This window comes from Pseudomonas sp. FP818 (assembly GCF_030687335.1).
GTDB lineage: Bacteria > Pseudomonadota > Gammaproteobacteria > Pseudomonadales > Pseudomonadaceae > Aquipseudomonas > Aquipseudomonas shahriarae.
Window position 1 is genome coordinate 2,120,324 of the sequence record NZ_CP117427.1, and the last position, 24,250, is coordinate 2,144,573.

The 24,250-nt window shown below is 63.1% G+C and carries 16 protein-coding genes and 2 pseudogenes; 2 read left to right on the top strand and 16 right to left on the bottom strand.

The genetic code is table 11. The features are described from left to right. Nucleotides 1–24 precede the first annotated feature (24 nt). Nucleotides 25–1,425, top strand: a complete 1,401-nt coding sequence (locus PSH80_RS09760; RefSeq protein WP_305420014.1) for a TonB-dependent siderophore receptor — start codon at nucleotides 25–27, stop codon at nucleotides 1,423–1,425. A gap of 204 nt (nucleotides 1,426–1,629) precedes the next feature. On the opposite strand, the gene PSH80_RS09765 is transcribed toward PSH80_RS09760, so the two are convergent. From PSH80_RS09765 to PSH80_RS09835, 15 genes and pseudogenes are all read right to left on the bottom strand, one after another. Continuing rightward, on the bottom strand, nucleotides 1,630–3,036 hold the full coding sequence (locus PSH80_RS09765; RefSeq protein WP_057959054.1) for a lipid II flippase MurJ: 1,407 nt from the start codon (nucleotides 3,034–3,036) through the stop codon (nucleotides 1,630–1,632). Further along, entirely contained in the window at nucleotides 3,036–3,857 is an 822-nt protein-coding gene (locus PSH80_RS09770; RefSeq protein WP_305420016.1) for an acyltransferase, read from the bottom strand. Before PSH80_RS09770 ends, PSH80_RS09765 begins: the two co-directional genes overlap by 1 nt. Further along, nucleotides 3,854–5,251, bottom strand: coding sequence for an O-antigen ligase (locus tag PSH80_RS09775; protein WP_057959056.1), 1,398 nt, complete (start codon nucleotides 5,249–5,251; stop codon nucleotides 3,854–3,856). The genes PSH80_RS09770 and PSH80_RS09775 overlap by 4 nt, the downstream gene beginning before the upstream one ends. Continuing rightward, nucleotides 5,251–6,354 carry a glycosyltransferase family 1 protein gene (locus tag PSH80_RS09780; RefSeq protein WP_170060695.1) on the bottom strand — a complete coding sequence of 368 codons (1,104 nt, stop codon included), beginning with the start codon at nucleotides 6,352–6,354 and terminating at the stop codon, nucleotides 5,251–5,253. The genes PSH80_RS09775 and PSH80_RS09780 overlap by 1 nt, the downstream gene beginning before the upstream one ends. After that, nucleotides 6,345–7,559 (bottom strand): glycosyltransferase family 4 protein, encoded by a 1,215-nt coding sequence (locus PSH80_RS09785; RefSeq protein ID WP_305420019.1) that lies wholly within the window; start codon nucleotides 7,557–7,559, stop codon nucleotides 6,345–6,347. The genes PSH80_RS09780 and PSH80_RS09785 overlap by 10 nt, the downstream gene beginning before the upstream one ends. Before the next feature lie 25 nt (nucleotides 7,560–7,584). Further along, nucleotides 7,585–8,925, bottom strand: a complete 1,341-nt coding sequence (locus PSH80_RS09790) for a beta-xylosidase (protein ID WP_057959059.1) — start codon at nucleotides 8,923–8,925, stop codon at nucleotides 7,585–7,587. Then, complete coding sequence (locus tag PSH80_RS09795) at nucleotides 8,925–10,103, bottom strand: glycosyltransferase (RefSeq protein WP_169990421.1); 1,179 nt, start codon at nucleotides 10,101–10,103, stop codon at nucleotides 8,925–8,927. Before PSH80_RS09795 ends, PSH80_RS09790 begins: the two co-directional genes overlap by 1 nt. Beyond that, on the bottom strand, nucleotides 10,103–12,082 hold the full coding sequence (locus tag PSH80_RS09800) for an exopolysaccharide transport family protein (protein ID WP_057439115.1): 1,980 nt from the start codon (nucleotides 12,080–12,082) through the stop codon (nucleotides 10,103–10,105). The genes PSH80_RS09795 and PSH80_RS09800 overlap by 1 nt, the downstream gene beginning before the upstream one ends. A 76-nt stretch (nucleotides 12,083–12,158) precedes the next feature. After that, nucleotides 12,159–12,980 (bottom strand): polysaccharide biosynthesis/export family protein, encoded by an 822-nt coding sequence (locus PSH80_RS09805; RefSeq protein WP_057439114.1) that lies wholly within the window; start codon nucleotides 12,978–12,980, stop codon nucleotides 12,159–12,161. A 6-nt stretch (nucleotides 12,981–12,986) separates the two neighbouring features. Further along, nucleotides 12,987–13,898, bottom strand: a complete 912-nt coding sequence (locus PSH80_RS09810; RefSeq protein ID WP_057439113.1) for a glycosyltransferase family 2 protein — start codon at nucleotides 13,896–13,898, stop codon at nucleotides 12,987–12,989. After that, entirely contained in the window at nucleotides 13,898–15,361 is a 1,464-nt protein-coding gene (locus PSH80_RS09815) for a mannose-1-phosphate guanylyltransferase/mannose-6-phosphate isomerase (protein ID WP_282405780.1), read from the bottom strand. Before PSH80_RS09815 ends, PSH80_RS09810 begins: the two co-directional genes overlap by 1 nt. Continuing rightward, complete coding sequence (locus tag PSH80_RS09820; protein ID WP_057439111.1) at nucleotides 15,361–16,800, bottom strand: undecaprenyl-phosphate glucose phosphotransferase; 1,440 nt, start codon at nucleotides 16,798–16,800, stop codon at nucleotides 15,361–15,363. Before PSH80_RS09820 ends, PSH80_RS09815 begins: the two co-directional genes overlap by 1 nt. Nucleotides 16,801–17,199: 399 nt before the next feature. Further along, a complete protein-coding gene (locus tag PSH80_RS09825) occupies nucleotides 17,200–19,683 on the bottom strand; it encodes a TonB-dependent receptor (protein WP_057959061.1) in 2,484 nt (827 codons plus the stop codon). A 98-nt stretch (nucleotides 19,684–19,781) separates the two neighbouring features. Further along, nucleotides 19,782–20,751 (bottom strand): annotated as a pseudogene (locus tag PSH80_RS09830) (FecR domain-containing protein). Continuing rightward, a pseudogene (locus PSH80_RS09835) lies at nucleotides 20,738–21,254 on the bottom strand (sigma-70 family RNA polymerase sigma factor). Before PSH80_RS09835 ends, PSH80_RS09830 begins: the two co-directional pseudogenes overlap by 14 nt. A gap of 159 nt (nucleotides 21,255–21,413) precedes the next feature. Between PSH80_RS09835 and PSH80_RS09840 the strand changes: the two are divergent. Then, nucleotides 21,414–22,043, top strand: coding sequence for a LysE family translocator (locus tag PSH80_RS09840; RefSeq protein WP_057959064.1), 630 nt, complete (start codon nucleotides 21,414–21,416; stop codon nucleotides 22,041–22,043). A 1,487-nt stretch (nucleotides 22,044–23,530) separates the two neighbouring features. Here the strand turns inward: PSH80_RS09840 and inhA are convergent. Further along, a complete protein-coding gene (gene inhA, locus PSH80_RS09845; RefSeq protein WP_128593662.1) occupies nucleotides 23,531–24,211 on the bottom strand; it encodes an isonitrile hydratase in 681 nt (226 codons plus the stop codon). Nucleotides 24,212–24,250: the final 39 nt, after the last annotated feature.

Sequence of the window (24,250 nt, forward strand, 5' to 3'; positions counted from 1 at the left end):
GAATTCGACCTGACCGAAGACACCTTGCTGACCCTGGGCTTCAGCTACCTGCGTACCGACGTCGATGCCCCGGCGCGCTCCGGTTTGCCTACGCGCTTTACCGAAGGTTCGCGCAGCAACCTCAGGCGCTCCCTGAATACTGCGCCGGCCTGGTCCTATAACGACCATGAGCAGACCAGTTTCTTTACCTCCATCGAGCAGAAGTTCGACAGCGGCTGGAGCGCCAAGGCCGAGTTCACCCATTCGCAAAACAAGTTCGATGAGGTGTTCAACTACGTCAATGGCAGCCTCGACAGCGATGGCAGCGGCACCACGCAGTTGCCGGTGCGCTTCTCCGGTACGCCGCGCCAGGACAACCTCGACCTGTACGCCACCGGGCCGTTCGACCTGCTGGGCCGTGAGCACGAGTTGATCGCCGGCGTGACCCTGTCCAAATACAAGGAAAACGTGCCCAGCCATGGCGGCTGGAACTACGCGTATTCCGGCTCCCCGGCGGGCGCCATCGACAACCTGTTCAATTGGGACGGGCACTTGGCCAAGCCGGACTTCCCGGTGACCGGCAAATCCTCGGTGGATGAAAGCCAGTACGCCGCTTACCTGAGCACCCGCCTGCGCATGACCGACGACCTGAGCGTGATCCTCGGCAGCCGTGTCATCGACTGGAAGCGCGAAACCGCAGACAGCCCCTACGGCGGCGTCGCCACCCGCACCGATGAGTCGGAAACCGGCGTGTACATTCCCTATACCGGCGTGGTCTATGACCTGACTGACAACTGGTCGGCTTATGCCAGCTACACCAAGATCTTCAACCCCCAGGCCAGTTGGGTACGCGATATCAACAACAAGGCCCTGGAACCCATGGAAGGCAAGGGCTACGAGTTGGGCTTGAAGGGCAGTTTCTTCGACGAAAAACTCAACACCAGCCTGGCGCTGTTCAAGCTGGAACAGGACAACCTCGCGATCTGGATCGACACCCCGGGCGGCAATACGTATCGCAACGAGAAGGGCACCACTACCGAGGGCGTCGAGCTGGAACTCAACGGTGAGTTGGCTGAAGGCTGGCAAGCCTCTGCGGGCTACGCCTATGCGGTCAGCACCGATGCCGACGACAAACGCATCGTCACCACCTTGCCGCGCCAGAGCCTGAAAACCTTCACCACTTACCGTCTGCCGGGGGCCTTGAACAAAGTGACGGTTGGCGGCGGGGTGAACTGGCAGAGCAAGGTTGGTGAGGACCTGCACACATTCAGCCAGGGCAGCTACGCCATCACCAACCTGCTGCTGCGCTACGACGTGACGCCGCAGTTGAGTACGTCGGTCAACCTCAACAACCTGTTTGACCGTGAGTATTTCAGCTATGCCGGTAACCATGGGATGTATGGTGCGCCGCGCAACCTGATGACCAGCGTCAAGTACGACTTCTAGACCTGCCCACTATCCCCGGTGGGAGCAAGCCACACACATTTGCATTATGGTGTGGCCAAAACTCTATGCCCGGCAGAGCCCCCCTGTGGGAGCGGGCTTGCCCGCGATAGCGGTGGTCCAGGCACTGTTTCTGCTAGCTGACACACCACCATCGCAGTCAGCACTTCCGCGCGCTGGCTTTTGCTATGCCTTTGCTTTCGCAGCTCAAGCCTTCCACGGCTTGAACCACAGCCCCAATCCCACCAGTACCCCGGCGCCCGCCAAGGTACTTAAGCCCAGCTGCCAGCCATCGTTATGCAGCGGGTGCAGCACCAGCGCCGCCACACCCAGCAACACCACACTCAAGCCCCACTGCAACGGCCAGCCCAGTTGCCCGAGCAGGTGTTGGCGTTGCATCAGCAGCAGGTTGGTGACGATCACCCCACCCAGGGCCGCCAAGGCAATGCCTGGCAGGCCGAAGAAGTACGGCAGCAATACCAACAGGCCTGCGTTGACCAGGCTGCCCAGCAGTTCACATTTGAGTGGCAGGCGTGTGTCGCCGCTGGCGTAGGCATAGCGTGCGAGCATGGCGTTCCAGGCGCCGAACACCAGGGGCGTGGCGAACCAGGCGAGCAGGGCGGGCAGCGGGCCGTCGGCGCTTTGCGCGGGCATCAGCAGGTGAATCAGCACCGGGCTGGCGCCAATCAGGCCGAGGGCGGCGGGCAGGCTCAGCAGGGTGGCGGCGTCCAGGCCACGGCGCAGCAAGGCCAGGCGTTGTTGGCCTTGTTCACCGCTCATCATCCCCAGCAATACCTGGTTGAGGCTCATCAGCGCAATCAGCGGCAGGTTGATCAGCTTGCGCGCCAGGTTGACCCAGGTCACCGCACCTTCGCCCAGGTAGCTGGCGATCAGCCGTTCGAGCAAGGCCAGGCCCTGGCTGGCGAGATTGCTCGCCAACAGCGGACCGATACGCCCCAGCAGTTCGCGGCCGGCCAGGGCATCACCCTTGATTTGCCAGGGGCGCCAGCCGAACGACCAGACCGGTGCCAGCAAGGGCAGGCACATCAACACACTGCCGGCAAAAAAACACCTTGCCAGTTCCGCGCTGTCGCTGGCCGTGCCGCGGATAAACAGGTACAGCACCGGCGGCAGGTTGAACAGCAGCGAGCCCAGCCCCGGCAGCACAAAGCGCTGGCGCGCCTGCAACGGAATACTGAACAGGCCATGCATCACCAGCCCCGGCGCACAGGCGGCCAGCCAGCGCAGATTGGCGGCGGCCTGGTCGTGGGCGGCGGCGTCCAGCCCCGGGCCGATCAGGCGTACCCACAGCGGCGCGCCCAGGGCCAGCAGAGCGAAGAGGCCCAGGCCGACGCCGAGCAGGCGCGGCGACAGGCTGGCCAACCAGGCTTGCTGGCGTTGCGCATCCCGTTGTTGATAGAGGGGCAGGGCCGCAGCAGCGAGCAAACCGGCGGCCAGGGTCATGCGCAGCGCCTCAGGCAAAAACACCGCCACCAGAAACCCGTCGCTGCGGCTGCCCGCGCCCCAGGCTGCGACCAGCAGCCATTCCCGGGCAAAGCCGGCCACCAGCCCGGCGAGGGTCGCCAGGGTCAGCCACAGGGTGCTGCCAAACATCAGTGGAACAGGGTGAACAGGCCCTTGCCACCCACCTTGTAGTTGAGCCCCCGAACGCGTTCGCCCATGACTTTGGCACCGGTGCCGCCGACAATTTTGTACGGCGCGACGGTTTTCGCCACCACGGTATTGGCAGTCACCACCGAGCCTTCGCACAGGTGGGTGCCGAAACCGATCAGCGCACGGCTGCCGATCCACACATAGTCGTCGATATAAATCGCCCCGGAAATCGACCAGAACTCCGGCGCCTGCAAGTCATGGCTGCCGGCGATGATCAGCACATGGGAGGCAATCGCCACATGGTTGCCGATTACCAGCCCAGAGCGTGCATCCACCTGGCAATGCCAGCCGATCACCGTGTCGTCGCCGACCCTCAGGTTGTGGATGCCCAGCACCTCAGTGTTGCGCCACAGGCTCGACCCCTTGCCGATCTTCGCGCCGCCCAGGCGCAGCCAGCTGATGCGTATGTGGTGGCTGGGGATCTTGTTGATCAGGATGTTGTAGGCCATGTCCCAGGCACTGCGCCAGCGGTCCTTGAGGGTAGCCCAGTTCTTGCCATAAATCGGCAGGAACTGCGCCGGGACATCCTGTTTCATGCGATGGAACAGCCGACGTGCCACCGGATGCTCGATAGTCGGTTCCACATCGAAAGAGGTCATCCAGAAGCGCTTGTTCTCGCCTTCGCCCTCTTCAAAAACCACCTCGTTGGCCAGGCACCAGGCCAGGCCGTCCTGCAAGTCTTCCAGGCTTGCACCAAGTTCGCTGGCCAGGGCGGGCAGGCGGTCACGCAGGTCGGGGGAGTGAATAGTGCGATGTTTCATGGTCGGTCATCCTTTGGCACGGAAACAGGAGCAGTAATGGTCGGGCTCAGGCGCACCTGTTGCAGGCTGATGCCCATCAACAGCCAGAACAGCGCGATCAATACAAAGGTGAAGCTGAAGTAGTGGTCGAAAATCCCGGTCAGCAGCGCCGCCAGCACGCCGCACACGCAACCCAGCCACAGGGCGTTGTCGGCGGTGACCTTGCGTACCATCCCTAATGGCCGCACTTCTCGCCACCACAGCACGGTGACGGCGATGAACAGCAGCATCCCCGGAATACCAATCTTGTAGATGAAGTTCAGCCACAGGTTGGAAATCCCCAGCAAGTTGCTGCCCGGCACCGGTGGGTCGATCTTGAAACCGATCCCCAACGGGTACTTGGCCATTACATCGGGGAACCCGGCGTACTCGTCGAAACGGATCTCGGTACTGGCGTTGGTGGTCGAGAACATCGTCATCAAACGGTCCTGCAGCGGCGGATAGAACAGCACCAGGGCGATCACAAAAGCCGCGCCGATACCGATGATCCGCCCGCTGTGAGGCACGCGCTTGTAGGTCAGCCAGATCAGGATCAGCGCCAGGGCCACAATCGCGCCCCGGGAGATACTCAGCAGCAGGCCGGCGCAACCCAGTACCGCCACCGCCAGGCCCAGGGCGCGGCGCCAGCCGGTGCGGGTCCAGCCGTAGAACAGCGCCAGCGGGATAAACAGCACCAGCACGCCACCGGTCAGGTTCGGGTGAACCCAGGGCGAGGCCATGCGCTTGTAGTTGGCCGAGAAAATATCCTTCACCGCCTCCGGGTGGGCGTACTTGAGGTCGGTGAGAATGTCGATCATCGACATCGCGTTGCGCGTCTTGAGGAACATGAAAATCGACAGCAACAGCATCGCCAGGTTACCCAGCAGCAGAGCGACCACCACCTTGTCGCGGTCGGCATCGGTGCGCAGCAGCAGCGGCACGATAAACAGCAGCGACAGGTTCATCAGCCAGCGCACCCAGTTCACCGGGCCGTTGCCCTCGGCGTGGATGATGATCATGCCCCAGATAAACGGGATGGTGCTGAACAGCATCAGCCACATCAACGCCCGTTCCGTGGGGCGCCAGACCATGAAACCACGGGTCTTGCCGATAAACGATTGCCAGAACACCCCGGCCCAGGTCAGGCCCAGCACCGCCTCGCTGATGGTGGTGCGGATCCCCAGTTGCAAGGTGGTGTAGGGAATGCTGGTGGCCAAGACGGCAAAGATCAGCAAGCCCCACAGCGGTTTGCGGATCAGGGTCAGCGCCACGCCCAGGCCGACCACGATCATAAAGACCTTCATCGGCGGCAGTGCCAACAGCAGGCCGCCGAAGACCAGGCCCAGGAGCAGACTAACGAGTTTTCCTGGCAGCATTAGCGGTTCAATTCCTTGAGCAGTTTATCCAGGCGCAGGCGATAGGCCGGTTCGGCAAATTGCCGGGCCCATGTGCGTTGCAGTTCGGGGTCGACCGTGCCCCCCGGTGCAGCCAGTGACACCATCAACGTTTGCAGTTGACCGGCGTCGTCGGGGGCAAAACGCTGTGCGGTGGGCGGCGCCACTTCATCCAGGGCCGAGCCACGGGCAACCGCGACCGGCGTGCCGACACTCAGCGCTTCCACCACCGGCAAGCCAAACCCCTCGGCATAGGACGGCTGCCACAGGTACGCGGCATGCCGGTACAGCGCCTGCAACTGGCCGTCGGACAAGCCACTGCGCCAATGCAGGCCGGGCAACTCGCCCAGGGACGCCGGCACATCGCTGCCGTGGCCGACCAGTACCAGGTCGGGCACGTTCGGGTCCTGGGCGCGGCTGGCCTGCCATTGCGCCAGGAAAAACGCCATGTTTTTGCGCGGCTCACGGGTACCCACCACCAGCCAGTAGCGCGGCGGAATGCCTTCGGGCAACGGCTCGGGGGCCTCGGTGAACTCCGGCACCAGGTTATTCAACACGCGGAACTTGGCCCGCGCCCAGGGAAACAGGCGCGCAGCCTCATCGCACGAGAACTGCGACGGGCACCACACCCGGTCGGCTTGCCACACCGACCAGGCAATCGACGCGCCGTCGATCAGGCGGTAGGCCAGGGCCTTGAGGCGGGAGCGATGGAAGTTGCGGTGGGTCAGTTGAAACAGGTCATGCAGCACCAGCACATAGCGGGTGCCGGCGGGTTTGCGGCACAAGGGCAGGCCCATGTTGGCCGTGGCGATGTACAGGTCGATCTGCTGTTGGTGGATTTCCCGGGGCAGGAAGCCGCGCTCGAAGCGCCAGCGCACCTGAGGCCGTTGCAGGCCCTCCAGGGGGCTGGCCCAGGCCGGGCAAACCGCCGTGTCGCGCTGAGGATGATCAAGCGGCGCTTCGGTAAACAGCACCACTTCAGTGTTGTCCCGGGCGCGCAAGGCGTGTTCCAGGGCCAGCACCTGGCGGGCGATGCCCGACGAAGGCGCGACCGTGGCCGGGCGGTAATCCAGGGCTACGCGCATGCTTGAGGCTCCTGTTGGGTGGGCAAGGTGCGGTAGATCTGCTCCAGTTCATTACCGGCCACCGCCCAGTCGTGATGGTTGCGCGCATAGTCCCGCGCAGCCTGCGCCAGTTGGCGGGCCAGCGTCGGTTCGTCCAGCAGGCGCACAATCCCATCGGCCAGGGCCTCGGCGCTTTCGCCGGCCAGGTAATGCACCTGCGGCTCAACCGCCAGCCCGGACACACCCTGGGCGGTGCTCACCAGCGGCAGGCCGGCGGCCATTGCCTCCAGCACTTTGAGTTTGGAGCCGCCGCCATGGCGCAGCGCGGCGACAAACCCTGCACAGCGGCGCTGCAACGCGGTGAGGTCGGGAACAAAACCCTGCCATTCAATACGATCGTCCACCCAGCGCTCGCGCCAGTGTGCGGGCAAGCCGAAGCCGGCCACCGCCAGGCGGGCGTTGGGGCATTGCAACCAGACCCGCGGGAAGATGTCGTCGAGCAGCCACTGCACCGCGTCCAGGTTCGGCGCGTATTCGTAGTTGCCGACAAACAACAGGCGCTGGCTCTGCGGGTCGGCGCTGACGTCGCTGAATGCGCGGCTGTCGACCCCATTGACCACCACGCTCACCGGGGTCGTGGTCAGTTGCCCGATAGCCTGGGCATCGGCCTGGGTCACGGCAACCACATGACACGCCGCGTCAAACGCTTTGCGCTCCCACTGCTGGCAGCGCCACTGGTCGTAGCGCACGAACGGCGCGGCCCATTTTGGAAAGCGGTCATAGGTGGCGCCGCCCAGGCTCGATTCCAGGTTGTGCTCGGTGAGCACGAAATCCCGCGCTTGCTGCTGCAAGAGGGTGAAGTACGGTTGCAGGCTGTAGCTGTGCTCGACCTGGATCACATCCCAGGTTTCCTTCAAAAGTTCGCTAAAGCGCGCCTGCAACACCGGCGACAGGCCGTTGACCGTGGTCAGCAGCGGCCAGGGCGCAAACACCCCGGCGAGCAGGGTCATGGGGTGTTTCAGGGCCCGGCGCGGCACCACGATCAGGCGCTCGAGCAAGGGCTCCAGGGCCGCGTGCACAGCCGCATCGGCCGGCGTCTTCGATTGCACCAGCAAGGTGATGCGATGCCCGCGCTCACTCAAGGTACGCAGCAAATGGTACTGCCGGGTCTTGCCGCCGCTGGTCGTCGGCCACGGCAGATAGGGCACAATCCACAGGATTCTCACGTGCAACTCTCCATGCCTGGGCGTGCTACCACACCAATATCTGCAACGACGGTTTCACCACGGGGCGAATGCCGTTGTAATCGTTTAGGGTCTGCCTGGCGCCCGTTAGTGGGTCCAGCAGTTCGGCGTGCTGCACTTTGGGCAAGGTGATGCGGGTGCCTTCCGCGCTCCAGTACATCAACAGGTGTTTGCCGTCTTCGCGGGTCCAGGCCACGCTGTAAAAAGTCTTGGGTACGTCCTCGAGCACGGGGGTGACCCCCGGCTTGAGCGTCGGCCCGGTGATCTCCAGGAAGCGGGCGAGGGCGCTGTAGACCGGCTTCGGTTCACCGTTGAGGTCCAGCAGGCCATAGTGCTGGTCACGTACGGAGGCGCGTTCATCCAGGTCGGACAGGGCAAACAGGAAAATCTTCTGGTAATCCTGGGACGCCATCAGCGCTAGGCGGCGCAAGGTGAAATCGGCCTGGCCGTCGACGCCGATCAGGTCCTGCATCTCCTTGGGCCCGGCATAGCTGGACCAGCCCCACTCGGTGGCCCACACATCCTTGACTCCGGCACCGTGCAGCACGGCGTTGAGTTGGTCGCCGCGCAGCAGCACTTCATTCTTGCCCGGCTCGTCGGTTTCCGGGGTCATCGAGTACGGGTGATACGCCGCGACCATGCCCAGGGTTTGCACGCCCAGCGCGCCGAGGGCTTCGAACATCAGGGTTTTGCCGCGCGGGGGCATCTGGCTGTAGTAGGCCATGCCGCCCATCACCTGGATCTTGTCTGGTGCGGCGATATTCAGTGCCTGGTGACTGGCCAGCAGCAAGCGCGCGTATTCCTCGGCATTCACTTGCGGGCGCCAGTTGTTCGGCAGGTTCTGCTCGTTCCACACCTGCCAGGCGTTGATATTCGGGTAGCGCTTGGCCAACAGGGCCAGACGCAGGGCATACACACTGGCGTCTCGCGGGCGGTATTGGTCCTGGAATTCTGCGCCTTTGGGGGCGGTGGTAATAAACGGCGCCGAACCCACCAGGTAGAACACCGAGCGGATTTTCTCGGCAGTCAGGGTGCGGTCCAATTCATCGAAGGTGCTCAGTTGATAATCTTCTTCCTTGGGCTCCAGGCGGTCCCAGTGCAGGTCGACGCGCACCCAGTCCAGCCCCAGTTTCTGGTATTGGCGTATCTGCTTCTGGTACTGCTCGGGCTTGAACCATAGAAAATGCGCGTTCACCCCGAGGAACTCGCGCCACTCCACAGTGCGCTGGGGCGCCAGGTTCACGGGCTCCGCGTCGACGTTTTCACTGAGCAGCAGTGCGCCGCCCACGGCCATTGCAATGACCAGTGGCAGGTAGCGCCACATCCGGCGAGTTGACGAAACATTCATCACAAAGGCTCCTTGACTGCGGCCTGGAACAACTCGGCAAAGCGTTGCGCGGTGCTGGCCCACTGGCGCTGCCGGCCGATGTCGGCGGCGTGGTCGGCCCATTGGCGGGCCTGTTGCGGGTCGAGGATCAGGCGGTTCAGGGCATCGCTCAACGAGGCGATATCCCCCTGTTGATAGGTGATGCCATTGCCACCGGCGACTTCTTCGGCGAAGGCGCGGGCATTGGAGGTAATCACTCCGCGCCCGCAGGCGTTGGCCCAGGACAGCGCGCCACTGGTGCCGCGCATCTGGCCGAGGAAACCGAGTTTTTTCGATTCACGGTACGGCAGCACCATCACATGGTGGGCCTGGATGGTATGGGGAATGTCGGCTGAGGGCAGGTCCAGTTGCCAGTCCACCACATCGCCCAGGTGCAGGGTGGTGATCAGTTGGCGCAGGCCCTCAAGGTAATTGCCGGCGGGGTCGAAGGTCATCTCCGGCGCGGTGCCACCGGCCAGGGTCAGGCGCACCTGGCCACGGCATTGCGGGTGGGCGCTCAGGGAGCGGGCCAGGGCCTGCAGCAGATCTTCGATGCCCTTGCCGCGGTAGATAAAGCCGAAATACAGCAGGCGCAACGGTTGCAACGGCGGCAAGGCCACAGGGGCGATGGGCAGGTTGCCGTGGGCAATCACCGCCACTTGCTCAGGTTTTAGCCCCATGCGCTGGCGCAAGCAATCGCCACCCAGGCGGGTGAGGGTGATCAGGCGGCGCATGCTTTTGGCCAGGCGTCGTTCTTCGAAAAGAGTCAATGGGTCGGCCAGCAGCGCCGCCGCCTGGGGCAGCGGGTGGGGCAGGCGTTCGAGCAGGGTCAGCGGGAAAAACAGCCTGGCCCGGCGCCAGATCAGGCGCTCCGGATCATGCACAGTGGCGGTCAGCGGCAATTGCGGCTGGGCCCGGCGCAAGTAGTCCAGGGCCTGGAACTCGGCAAAGCGTCCGCCGCCCAGCTCGGCATGCACCAGGTCCACACCGCGCCAGTCAAAGGCCTGCAGGCGCCGCAATTGTTCAGCCAGGTCCAGGCAACCTTCCAGAGGCGTCAGCACCTCCAGGCCCCGTTCGCGCAACGCGCTGCGCAAGTGCGCAGCGTAGTCGGCGATCCCGGTCTGCTCCGGTGGCAGTGGCGCCAGCAACGCAATGCGCATCAGGCCGCACCGCGCCAGCTGTTGAGCCGTGCCAGGACATTGGCCGGCACTTCAAAACGGCGGCGGTTGAGGATCATCCCATCCACTTTGCCGAACGCAGTGGTCAGCAGCGACAGGGCGTTCTCGATGGTCGGCACGGTGCTGGTGCGGGCTTCGATCACCAGCACAATCTGCTCGGCGCGGCGCAGGGTGAGGAACGCCTGCGGGTTGGATGACAGGGCCGAGGCGTCCAGCAGCAACACTTCACCCGGCTTTGCCGCTTCAGTGCCGTTGACCGAGACCCGGTGACCACGCTCTTCGAGCAGGCGCTTGAGTTGCTCGATGATAAAACTCACGCCTTCGCCGTGCCGTGCCGAGGTCAGGCCCAGGGCAAAGCCCTCGCTGGCGATGCGCTCGGCGGGTAGCAGGCTGTACAAGCGATAGATGCTGGCGGTAAGGGCGGCCGGTGTCGCGTGCTGCACATCGGGGATGCTGCTCCACAGCGGTACACCGAACACTTCCTGCAAGCGCGCGCCGTCGTGGATGCGCTGGTCCAGCAGGTACAGCACGTAGATGGTCAGCAAACCGACGGCCAGGCCGGCAGGAATGGTGAACAGCAGAATCAGCAGGCTCTTGGGAAACACGCGCGCCGGGTTGAGGGTGGCGTGTTCGATCAGGGCGATGTTGCTGATCTGGCTGCTGTCCAGTGCGTGGTCGATGCGCGCCTGTTCGAGGTTTTCCGAGTACAACGCGTAGCTTTTCTCGGCGGTGCGCAGTTGCTGGGTCAGCTTGTTCAGCTCAGGTTCATCGGTCATCGCCTGGTCACGCTGGGCGCGCAGTTCGGCGAGGGTCTTGTCGTAGTTCTCGATTTCCCCGGCCAGTTTGCGCTCCTGCAACTGGGCGTCGATGATCTGCTGCTTGACGTTGATCACCAGGCTGTTGGGCGCGGTGTTTTGCGAGCGTTCCAGGCGTGTCGCTTCCTGGGCGCTGAGGGCTTCCATGTCGCGGATGTTCTGCTCGATCTGATTGACCTGCGGTGTGTTCGGCAGATAGGTGCGCAGCAGGCGCGCCCGTTCTACTTGCAGGGCATTGAGCTGGCGCTTGAGGTCCAACTGGGTCGGGTTGAGGCTGGTTTCCCGGCCAGTGACCACTTCGGCCGGCTGGTTCTTGATCTGCTGGCTGGCGTTGGCCAGGAAGCTGCGGATCCCCGCGATCTGGTTCTGCGCGGTGACTTTGGCGTCGGTGACACGGTCGATCTGGTTGGTCAGGTTTTTCAGGCGCGCGTCCACGCTGATCGAGTCGATCTGCTTCAAGCGGCCCTGCAGTTCATCCTTGAGCCCCTGGATGTTGGTCGCGACCTTGCTGCGTTCGGTTTCATAGAAGGTATGCAGGCTCTTGCGCCCGAGAATCCGCGCGCGCTCTTCCAGGTAGGCATCGACCCAGGTCTCGACGACTTTCTGCGCGATGGCCGGATCGTCCCAGGTGAAGGAAATTTCGATCACCGAGGAGCCCGGTTCGTGGCCGGCTTCGAAGTTCTTCTCCAGCTTGGTCGCCAGGCGTTCCAGCGGGCTTTGCTTCTCGGCCAGGCCGACGAATTGCAGGACGCTGCGCACCGCATCCAGTACTTCACCGGCGGCTTTCTTGACGTAGAACTTGGTGACTTTCCAGAAGCCCTGTGGCGGCTCGGACGTCATTGCCAGGTAGCGCTCGGCAACGATGTGTACGATGGGCCGGCCGGTGAGCATCTTCTCCTCATCGACGATCGGGTCGTGCTGGGTACTGGGCGCAATCAGCGTCTGGCGGTTGGCGGCTTCGATCGGCAACGTGGTGTTGTCCCGTCCTGGCTTGACCAGCAAGCGCGCGTCGGACTCGTAGCGAGCCGGCAACAGGAAGGCACCCAACACGGCCACCACAATCGTGGTGATCACGGCCAGTTTGAACTCGCGGCGGAAGATGAAAAACAACCGCAAGAGGTCGCGTAGAGAGCGGATTTCGATCACAGGATCACTCCATTGAATATGTGGTGTACGCCAGACGGGAACAGTCGGTTCGAGTGATACGAAGCCTGGTCCATAATCATTGGCCTGCGTTGATGACTGGGTTGTTGTAGATGGTGTTGCCGCTGTTCTTCACGCCACTGTCGTTGAGGTCGTAGTTCAGGCCCACACCAATGCCCTTGTTGATCGGGAACAGGCGGGTGAAGTACATATCCACGGCTTCCACAGTGGCGCCGATGCCCGACTGCGGCACATAGATCAGGTCGCCACGCTGCAGGGCCACCCGTGGGTGATTGGGATCGGTCAGCATGTTGTTCAAGCTGATGAAGTAGGTCTTGTACTTGCCATCCGGACCCGTACGCATCAGGGCCACGTTGGAGGCATCCGCCGAGGACAACACCCCCCCGGAACTAAGCAACGCCTGCTCCACACTGACATTCCCCGCCAGGTCGAAAAACGCCGGGTTCGGCACCGCACCACCGATAAACACCTTGTTGCTCGGGGCGCTGGCGATGTTCACCGTCACTGCCGGCTCGCGGTAGATGCGCTTGTACTTGTCGGTGATTTCCTTGCCCAGGTCTTCCGGCGTGCGCAATGCCGCCTTGACGCGACCGATGTTGGGGATGGAGATCACGCCGTCGGGGCGTACGACGAACACTGTCATGTCGTCGGCCGCCGCCGGCTCCTGGGCATCGCGCACGATGCGCAACAGGTCGCCACTCTGGATCAGCACCTGCGGGGGCGGCAGGTCGGCCAAGGTCAGCGCCGCCTGGTGGCCGGCCTTGAGCGTGTTGTTGTCAGGAAGCGGCACCCGCGCAGGGGTCGAACAACCAGCCAGCCAGATCGAGGCACTCAACAGGCTGAACAGGGTAAGACGGGAACGTCGGTTGGTAGTCTTCATGACGGCTCAAGTCCAGTAGGTGGAAAACATGCCCAGGCGCTGCTTGAGCGATTTGGGCAGGTAGCGTTCAAGGTGGCCGAGGCGATAGCCCAGCAATTTAAAGGCACTGCGCACCACCACTTCGGGGGCGCGGTGCAAGGCGTTGGCCTCGCGCAAGGCACGTAATTCGGCCAGTACATAGCGTTTACCTTCACCGCCGGCGTCGCCAAACGCCTGGCGGATCCACGGCTCGCGGCCGTAGAACACCCCAATGTCGAAGTAGCGGTGAAACTCATCCATGAGTCGGTAATCGTGGGAGTGATAGACTTGGGCGCTGGCGGCGTACTGCACCTTCCAGCCCGCCAGTAGCATGCGTGCGGCGACGTAGGCGTCCTCGCTGCCGATCACATCGGCGGGGAAGCCGCCCACGGCCTCCAGGGCGCTGCGCCGGTACACGGAAAACGAGTCAGAGCTAAAGCAGGTCTTGATCCCCAGCTGCGGCGCATCGGCCAGGCTTTTGCTGCGGCTGTGGGCCGGGTAATTGAAGTGGCGCGACTGCGCACCCAACACCCCCGCACCGGGATGCGGCAGTTGGCGGCCATAGGCGACACCGTTGAGTGGGTCCTGTTGCAGCTCGGCGAGCAGCTTGGCAAAGGTCTCGGGCTCGGCCGGGATCGCGTCCTGGGTCATCACGATCAGGGCGTCGCCGCCCACGTGCTCGCTGGCCCAGCGACGGGTGCCGCCGTGGTTGAAGTCGCGGGCGGCGATCACTTCGACACGCGCACCGAACTCGCGAAAGCGCGCCACCGTGGCATCGCTCGACGCGCTGTCCACGACCAGCATCTCGTCGGGTTGCAGGGTCTGCATGCGCAGCGCCGGCAGCAGCCGGTCGAGGTGGCTGGCGGCGTTGCGGGTCGGGATGATCAGGGAAGTCCGCATCAGGGCTTGGGCTCGCTGGCGGGCGTGCGGCCGTAGATATCATCGAAGCGCACGATGTCGTCTTCACCCAGGTATTCGCCGCTCTGCACCTCGATCATCACCAGGTCGATGATGCCGGGGTTGGTCAGGCGGTGTTTGTGCCCGGCGGGAATATAGGTGGACTCGTTCATGTTGAGCAGGATCTCGCGCTCGCCATTGGTGATCATTGCCGCGCCGCTGACCACCACCCAGTGTTCGCTGCGGTGGTGGTGCATTTGCAAAGACAACGACCCCTTGGGCTTGACCACGATGCGCTTGATCTTGAAACGGGTGCTTTCCTCCAACACCGTGTAGGTGCCCCAGGGCCGGGTGACGGTGCGGTGCAGGCTGAACGCGGGATGGTTCTGACGCTTGAGCTCGGCGACGATATGGCGCACATCCTGGCTGCGGTTGCCGTCGGCGATCAGGATCGCGTCGGGGGTGTCGACGATGATCAGGTCACGCACCCCGACCGCACCGAGTACGCGCTTGGGCGAGTCGATATAGCAGTTGTGCACGTCGTGCAGGATCGCTTCGCCATTGATCTGGTTGCCGTTGTTGTCACTGGGGGTCAGTTGGCGCAGGGCTTCCCAGGAGCCAATATCGCTCCAGCCGATATCGCAGGGCACCACGGCGACCTGGGCGGATTTCTCCATCAGGGCCACGTCGATGGAGATGTCCGGCGCGGTGCCAAAGCCTTGCGGGTTCAGTTCGCGCTGGCGGCTGCTGCTGTTCTGCAGGCTGGTGCTGTGCTCCAGCGCCGCCTTGGCCGCGTCCAGTACGGCCGGGGCGTGGGTCGCCAGCTCGTCGAGCACGGTGGCGGCCTTGAAGCAGAACATTCCGGCATTCCACAGGTGCTTGCCGCCGTCCAGGTAGCCTTGGGCGGTGGCCAGGTCGGGTTTTTCGACGAAACGCTGGACACGGAAGCCTTGGGCCAGCGCCGCGCCTTGTTCGATATAGCCAAAGCCGGTCTCGGGGCGATCGGGCTGGATGCCGAAGGTCACCAGATAGCCAGCGTCGGCCAATTCGCGGGCCTGGGCCACGGCCTGGGCGAAGGCGCTTTCATCGAGGATCAGGTGGTCGGCCGGCATCACCAGCAATTGCGCATCAGCGCCGAAAAACTCCTGCACATGCAGCGCGGCGACCGCGATGGCCGCTGCGGTGTTGCGGCCAAACGGTTCGAGCAGCAAATCCAGGCCCAGTTGGCCGGTGTTGACCGCGCGGTAATCGTCGAGGGTGCGAAACAGCAGGTCGCGGTTGGTCACCGTCAGCACGCTGTCGACCCCCGGCAGGTGGCTGGCGCGCAGGAAAGTTTTCTGCAACAGGCTCTGGTCGTCGTGCATGCGCATGAACGGCTTGGGCATGTTCTGCCGCGAAACCGGCCACAGCCGCGTGCCCGAGCCACCGGAAATGATGCAGGGAATCAATCCGTTGAGAGGGTTCATCAATAGACTTCCTTGGTGGAAAGGACGGCCGGGACCGTCATGAAAACGATGTACAGGTCAAACCACACCGACCATTTGGCGATGTATTCCAGGTCGTATTCGACCCGTTTCTGAATCTTGAACAGGGTGTCGGTTTCACCCCGGTAGCCATTGATCTGCGCCCACCCGGTGATGCCCGGCTTGACCCGGTGCCGCGAGCTGTACTCGCTGACCGCTTCCTCGAACGGAATCCCGGCGGCCTTGGTGGCGGTGGCATGGGGGCGCGGGCCGACCATCGACATGTTGCCCAGCAGCACATTGAACAGTTGCGGCAGCTCGTCGATGCTGGTCTTGCGGATAATCCGCCCGACGCGGGTGATACGCGGGTCGCTGCGGGTGGTCTGGCACTCGGCGTTGAAGTCGGTCTGGTCGACGTACATCGAGCGGAACTTGAACACCCGGATCAGGTTGTCGTTGTAGCCGTAGCGCTTCTGGCGAAACAGCACCGGGCCTTTGGAGTCGAGCTTGATGGCAATGGCGGTCACCAACATGATCGGTGACAACAGCAGCAGGCCGGCACCGGCCAGCAGCAGGTCTTCACAGCGCTTGATAAACGGTGACCAACCGCGCAGCGGCAGTTGCGAGGTGTTGAACATCAAGATGCCGCCGACATCGGTAATGCGGTTGTGGCCATAACGCAGGGCGGCCATGTCCGGTACCAGCATGACGTTGACCGACATCTGCCGCAGGCGCTTGACCAGCCCGTTGATACGCTGCTCGGCGGCCCAGGGCAGGGTGATCATCACTTGGTTGACCTGTTCGGACCTGATCAGCTTTTCCAGGTCGCGGGTGTTGCCCAGCAACGGCAGGCTGCTCAGTTCCTTGGGAATGCGTTCGGTGCGGTCGTCGATAAAACCGATCAGGCCGGAGCGGATATCACTGTTGCGCGACAGGTGTTCGGCCACATGGATGGCGGTGTCGGTAAAGCCGAGGATCACCGTGCGCTGCAGGAACTTGCCGTTCTTCATCAGGTTGCGGTACAGGCGCAGCATCAGGATGCGCTCCACACCAAACAGCACCAGGCTCAGGCTGAACCAGAACATCAGGTTGCGCGGGCTCAACTGCGGGAACAGGAGCAGGATCTGGTACATGAACAGCAGGATGCAAAACGCCGAGATCCACGCGACCAGCATCACGCGAAAACGCAGGCGGTTGCTGAACAGGTCCTCGGAGTACACCCCCAGGGCCTGGAACAGAATAATGGTCAGGATCGCAAAAAACAGCAGCAGCCCAAGGTAGTGGCCACGCATTTGCGGGTCGACTGGATCCGGGTAGAACAACAGGATCATCGCCGGCAGGACCGCCGTCAGGCCGTGGATTAACTTGACGAAAACCACAAAGAATTCAACAAAACCGGTACGAGTCAGAAACAGGCTATCGACTGACGACTTCTCACGCATAAAACATCCCTCAATGCACCACCAGGACTTCCCTGTTCGTTTGCTCATCCATAAGGCAGTTGCTTATAAGTGGCGCAATGCGAACGACTGCTTTCGCTGGGTAACGCGCAATAACCTGTCTAGGTGCAGGTGCTTTGCTAAATAGTGGCTAAATGATGGCTCCTTATGGGTGCGATGTCAAGGTTTTGACATTTCGTAAGGGTTTTGCCGTCGAGTGTCATAAGATACTCTTGTTGTGACGGTTTGTTGACATTTGTTGTTGGGTTTTTCAGATTTATTGAGAATGAGTGATGGCTTTTTGCAGTGTAGGAACAAAAACGCCAATTATCCTGCTGGGCGGGCAAAGCTTTTTTGACGGGGATAGGAGCCGGCTGGCCGGCCCCTACAGGGGGATGGGGATCAGAAGTCGCCTTTGAGGCTCACGGTGACGTTACGCGGCTCGCCGTAGAAGTTACCCCAGGACGCGGTCCCCACGGTCTGGTAGTAGTTTTTGTCGAACAGGTTGTTGCCGTTCAACGCCACGGTCCAGGTGTTATCGACCCGATACGCCAGGCGTGCGCTCCACAAGGCGTAGCCGGGTTGTTCCAGCTTGATGGTCTGGACCCGATAGTTGCTGCTTTGGGCGCTGACGCCGCTGCCCACTGTCCATTTCGACAGGGCACCATCCAATTGGTAATCGCCCCACAGCCGGAACATATGGCGTGGCACGTAGCTGGTGGAGGCCCGGCCCTCGGCCTGGCTGTCGATATTGTTCAGGGTCTTGGTCTGGGTGTAGGTATAGCCGCCGAAGACTTGCAAGCGTTCAAGCAGTTCGCCGCTGATCTCGGCCTCGACGCCCTGGGCGCGGACCTTGCCGGTGTCGCTGTAGCAGAAGCCGTCGGCCGAGGTGCCGCAGTGGGCGATGTAGTCGGTCTCGGCAGCGTTTTTCTCGATCGCGCGGAACAGTGCCAGGGAGCTGTTGAGGCGCCCGTCGAACCATTCGCCCTTGATCCCCAGCTCGTAGTTCTCACCGATCTTCGGCTTCAGGGCCGCGCCGCTGACGGTGGCGTAGGAGCTTTGTGGCTGGAAGATATCGGCGTAGCTGGTATAGATCGAGAGGTTGTCGTTGAGGTCATAGATCAGCGCGGCAAAGGGCGTGACTTCACCGGTTTCCTTGGTGCGCGCATCCTGCACGCTCCACTCGCCCCAGGCCAGGTTGTTGGACTGGCGGCGGTTTTCAAACCAACTGACGCGGCTGCCGACCACCAGCAGCAACGGCTCGGCCAGCCGCAGGCGCAGGGTGGCGTAGGTGCCGTACTGGGTGGCGGTCTCCTTGACCGTGCCGCCGCGGTACATGTTCGGCCAGAACGTGTCGTCGGCCGGCTCCGGGAAGTGATGGTTGGGCTGGTAGATGGTCTGGCGCTGGGGCAGGTTGCGGATCGCGTACACATCGTCCTGGCTGCCACGACTGCCGTTGGCGCCGAGGATCAGCTCATGCTCCAGGCCAAAGGCTTCGAACTTGCCGTCGATGTAGGCGTCCAGGCCATAGTCCTTGTGATCGTAGTCAAACAGGGCGGCGTAGCTGTTGGCCGTGGGGGCCGGATCGCCATAGGCCACGGTGCCTTCGCTGGCGGCGTATTTGATGTCTTGCAGGTTGCGGCTGTGGACGGCGCTGACCTTGAGTTTCCAGTCGTCATTGAAGTGGTGGGTCAGGTCGGCGAACAGCGTGGTGCGCCGGCTTTGCCAGTCGTTCCAGGACTGGCCCAGGCAGGTGGAGCGGCTCAGGCCGATGCTCTTGCCGTCGCTGTAGCGCGGGATGCCGCCCCAGCACGGCGTGGCGTCGACGTCTTCGTAGCTGGCGCCGAAACCGAGGGTGGTGTCGGGGCTGATATCCATGTCCAGGGCGGTGTAGATGGCCTGGTCCTGGCGCTTGGCAATATCCATGTACGAACCGCGATTCTGCTGGCTGACCACTGCCCGGCCGCGCACGGTGCCGCTGTCGTTCAGCGGGCCGCCGGTATCCACTTCGGCGCGGTAGTTGTCCCAGGTGCCGGCCGACAGCGTGAGGCTGGTGGTGGGCTTGTCCTGGGGCCGCTTGCGCACGAAATTCACCGCGCCACTGGCGGTGCCGGCACCCTTGAGCATGCCGGCGGCGCCCTTGAGCACTTCCACCCGGTCATACAGTGCCATGTTTGCGGTGAAGCTGTCGGCCTGGACATAGTCCTTGCCCATATCCAGCGGCACGCCGTCGTACTGGTACTGCCCGAGCATCTTGAAGCCGCGGGAATAGAAATACTTGCCGCCCATGGGCGATTCGTAGGTGGTGATCCCCGGCGTGCGCTCCAGCAATTGGTCGATGGTGTGGATGTTCTGGTCATCCATCAACTTGCGGGTCATCACACTCACCGATTGCGGGGTTTCCCGCAGGCTGTGCTGGCCCTTGCCGATGGTCACCGCGCCGGTGGTGTAGGAACCGCTGCCTTCGGTGGTGGCCCCCAGGCGTTCGCCGGTGACGGTGGTGGCGCCAAGGTTCAGCGCGCCGGATTCACCCACCGACGGGAGCAGCAACCAGCTGTTGTCGCTTTGGCGCTGGGCTTGCAGGCCTTGGTCCTGGAGCAGTTGGCCGAGGGCCTGCTCGCTGTCGAGTGCGCCGTTGAGGCCCGCGCTGTGCTTGCCGGCCACGCTGTTGGCGTCAAAAGACAGGCTGATGCCGGCCTGACGGGCGAATTGATCCAGGGCGCTGGACAGTGGGCCAGGGGCAATGTTCCAGGCGCGGGTCTGGCTGTCGCGCGCCGGCTCCTGGGCCAGGGCGCCGCCGGGCAGGGCACTTGCCAGGCAGGCACCCAGCAGGGCGGCATTGACGGCTTGGCGCAGGGGGGATTTTTTTGAGGGGAACGCTTGCATGACCGCGGGTTGCTCCTGAAGGAAGTGGACAGAACGGGCCTGTTGATCGGCCTTTCCTTACAGGTCGAACGGCAATGAGAATTCACCTCATTTATTTTTCAGGAGCGGGCGGTGCGCGGGGTGACCGTGACCCAATAGCGGCTGCGGTAGGTGACACTGACCGGTAATGCCTGGGCCACCAACGCCAGCACCTGATCGGTGTCGCCCACCTGATAAGTGCCGGACACATGCAGGCCGGCGACGGCCTCGCTGCAACGCAACACGCCGTGGCGGTAGCGATCCAGTTCGCTGAGGAAGTCATCCAGGCGCATATTGCGCGCGCTGATCACGCCGTCGCTCCAGGCCCAGGGGTCGAGGCCGGTGGCGGGTGGCGGATAAATTGCGAGGCGGTTGAACAACACCTGTTCGCCGGACGCGACGACTTGCCGAGCAGCGCCCGATGCGTGCCCAGCAAACACCGCGACCTGGCCCTGTTGCACCGCGAGCAGCGTGCCCTGGGGTTCTTCGCGGACCATAAAGCGCGTACCGAGGGCCCGCAGATAACCGTTGTGGGTCTGTACCCAGAAGGGCCGGGGCGAACGACCATCGCTGCCGGTATCAATCAGCATCTCGCCCTGGCGCAGCTGCACCAGGCGCCGTTCGCGGTTGAACGCAGTGTCGATGGCGCTCGCGCTGTTGAGTTGGATACGGCTGCCGTCATCCAGGCTGATCCAGCGCTGCTCACCGGTGGCCGTGCGGTACTCGGCCAGCAGCCCCGGCAGCGGCGTGTAGTCGCGGCCCAGCCAGGTCAACCCGGCGGCCCCGGCCACCAGGCCCAGCAGCTTCAAGCCCCTCGCGGCGGCTGATTCGTCGGCGCGCGCTGTCCAGGGTCTGGCGACCGAGTTGGGCGGGCAGATGGCGAAAATCATCATTCATCGTCGCGACCCGCTGCCAGGCCAGTTGGTGTTCGGCGCTGCTGGCCAGCCAGCGTTCAAACGCGGCGGTGCTGGCGTCATCGGTGGTGTTGAAGCGCAGCTTGATCATCCATTGGATGGCCTGGTCCACCAGGCGCGGGTCAGCAGTCGGCATAGCGCAACCGATAACAGGCGTGCAGGGCCTTGGCCAGGTCGCGCTCCACGGTGGCCTTGGACACGCCCCAGGCGTTGGGCGATCTGCGGGCAGGTCAGGCCGTCCAGTTGCGCCAGCAAAAAGGCTTCGCGCACCCGTGGCTTGAGTTGGTCGAGCAGGCGGTCAATGCGCTCCAGGCTGTCGAGGATCAGCAGGCGGGTTTCTGGCGAAGGGGCTTGGTGTTCGGGGAAATGGGCCAGGCTGTCGAGGTAGGCGCGTTCCAGTTCGCGCCGCCGATACTGGTCGATCATCAGGCTGCGGGCAATGCTGCTCAGGTAGGCCCGGGGTTGCAGCAAACTGTGCTGCTTGCGGCTATTGAGCAGGCGGACGAAGGTTTCCTGGGCCAGGTCGGCGGCATGCTCGCGACAACCGGTGCGCCGCTTCAACCAGCCATGCAACCAGGAATGGTGGGCCTGGTAGAGCTGGCCGATTGCCGCATGATCCGCTGGGTATTCGCTCGACATAGTCGTCCTGGCGCAGGCGTCTTAATTGATAACGGTTCGCATTCTAGACGTGGCCTGTGGCATTGGGCAATCACCTATCTTCAGGTGTTGTGCCTGGAGGCTGGTCGCGGGGGGCGCGGTGAGACTAATCTTGGGTTTTCCCTGGCGGATGAGTTGAGCATGATCGATCTCGCAACCCTGGCGGTTTTCTCTGGTTCCGTGCTGCTGTTGCTGCTGTCGCCCGGGCCGAACATGGCCTTTGTCATCAGCCATGGCGTGAGCTATGGCTGGCGGGGTGGAGTGGCGGCCGGGTTGGGGATCGGGGTGGCGGACCTGCTGCTGACCGCCTTGACCGCCACCGGCGTCACCGCCCTGGTGGCCAGTTGGCCGCCGGCCTTTGACCTGATTCGCTATGCCGGCGTGGTCTACCTGCTGTGGCTGGCGTTCAAGACCCTGCAAAAAAAGCCATCCCTGGACACCGCCCAGGTTGTGCGGGTACGCCTGGGCGGGGTGTTTATGCGCGCCATGCTCAATAGCCTGCTCAACCCCAAGGCGCTGCTGTTTTTCATGGTGTTCCTGCCGCAGTTCGTCAAGCCCGAGGCCGGGCCCATTGCCCTGCAATTGGTGCAGTTGGGCCTGGTCCTGACGCTGATTGCCGGGGTGTTTCATGCCGTGCTCGGGGTTTTTGGCGGGGCGATCAGCCGGTTTTTCGCCGGCAGTAAAAGAACCGCCGGCTTGCAGAAATGGGGGTTGGCCACGGTGCTGACAGTATTGGCCGTGCGCCTGGCGCTGATGCCACGCACCTTGTAGACGGCAGGTGCCTCTCCTTGTGGGAGCGGGCTTGCCCGCGATAGCGGCGGTTCAGCCACTATTGTTGGCGGCTGGTATACCGTCATCGCAGGCAAGCCAGCTCCCACCTTTGATTTGTGGTGTGGCCCAAGCTTTTGCCCCGACGCACACCCCCTGTGGGAGCGGGCTTGCCCGCGATAGCGGCGGTTCAGGCACTATTGTTGGCGGCTGGTATACCGTCATCGCAGGCAAGCCAGCTCCCACCTTTGATTTGTGGTGTGGCCCAAGCTTTTGCCCCGACGCACATCCCCTGTGGGAGCCGGCTTGCCCGCGATGGCGGCGGTTCAGCCACTATTGTTGGCGGCTGGTATACCCCCATCGCAGGCAAGCCAGCTCCCACCTTTGATTTGTGGTGTGGCCCAAGCTTCTGCCCCGACGCACACCCCCTGTGGGAGCGGGTTTGCCCGCGATGGCGGAGGTTCAGGCACTATTGTTGGCGGCTGGTATACCGTCATCGCAGGCAAGCCAGCTCCCACCTTTGATTTGTGGTGTGGCCCAAGCTTTTGCCCTGACGCACATCCCCTGTGGGAGCGGGCTTGCCCGCGATAGCGGCGGTTCAGCCACTATTGTTGGCGGCTGGTATACCGTCATCGCAGGCAAGCCAGCTCCCACCTTTGATTTGTGGTGTGGCCCAAGCTTTTGCCCTGACGCACATCCCCTGTGGGAGCGGGCTTGCCCGCGATAGCGGCGGTTCAGCCACTATTGTTGGCGGCTGGTATACCCCCATCGCAGGTAAGCCAGCTCCCACCTTTGATTTGTGGTGTGGCCCAAGCTTTTGCCCCGACGCACACCCCCTGTGGGAGCGGGCTTGCCCGCGATAGCGGCGGTTCAGGCACTATTGTTGGCGGCTGGTATACCGTCATCGCAGGCAAGCCAGCTCCCACCTTTGATTTGGGGTGTGGCCCAAGCTTCTGCCCCGACGCACACCCCCTGTGGGAGCGGGCTTGCCCGCGATAGCGGCGGTTCAGGCACTATTGTTGGCGGCTGGTATACCGTTATCGCAGGCAAGCCAGCTCCCACCTTTGATTTGTGGTGTGGCCCAAGCTTTTGCCCCGACGCACACCCCCTGTGGGAGCGGGCTTGCTCGCGATAGCAGCGGTTCAGCCACTATTTTTGGCGGCTGGTATACCGTTATCGCAGGCAAGCCAGCTCCCACCTTTGATTTGTGGTGTGGCCCAAGCTTTTGCTCCGACGTACATCCCCTGTGGGAGCGGGCTTGCCCGCGATGGCGGCGGTTCAGCCACTATTTTTGGAGGCTGGCACACCGCGATCGCAGGCAAGCCAGCTCCCACCTTTGATTTGTGGTGTGGCCCAAGCTTCTGCCCCGACGCACATCCCCTGTGGGAGCGGGCTTGCTCGCGAAAGCAGTGGGTCAGTCAACATCAATGTTTGCTAGGCCGACGTCTTCGCGAGCAAGCCCGCTCCCACAGGGGAAAATAGTTCGGCCTTCAGCCCAGCCGCGCCGCCGCCCGTGCGGCAATTTCGCCCCGGGTCTTGCGTGATTCAGCGGTGCGCTTATTCGCCTCGTCCAGTACCTGCTGTGGTGCAGTGTCCGGGCGGCCGGCATTGAAGGGCGGGGCCGGCGCATATTCAAGCTGCAACTGCACCAACTGCGCCGCCGCCTCGCTGTACAACTCGGCCGCCAGGGTCAGGGCAAAGTCGATCCCCGCAGTGATGCCTCCCCCGGTAAACAGGTTGCCGTCGCGCACCACGCGCTCCTGCACCGGCGTGGCGCCGAGGGTGGCCAGCATGTCGTGGTAGGCCCAATGCGTGGTGGCCCGCCGCCCGCGCAGCAAACCCGCAGCGCCCAGCACCAGCGAGCCGGTACACACCGACGTCACATAACGTGCGGTCTGGGATTGCGCCCGCAGAAAGTCCAGGGTCGGCTCATCTTCCATCAGCGACCCAACCCCCGAGCCGCCCGGCACGCAGATCACATCCAGGGTAGGGCAGTCGTCGTAGGTGGTGGTCGGCGACAGCACCAACCCGCTGCTGGAAGTGATCGGCGCCAGGTCTTTCCAAATCAGATGCAGTCGCACCTCCGGCAACGACGCCAGCACGTCGTAAGGGCCGGTGAGGTCCAGTTGCTGAATACCGGGGAACAACACAAAGCCGATCTGCAAGGTCATGGTCAAACTCCAGGAAGAGGGATGGACGGCTTCACTCTA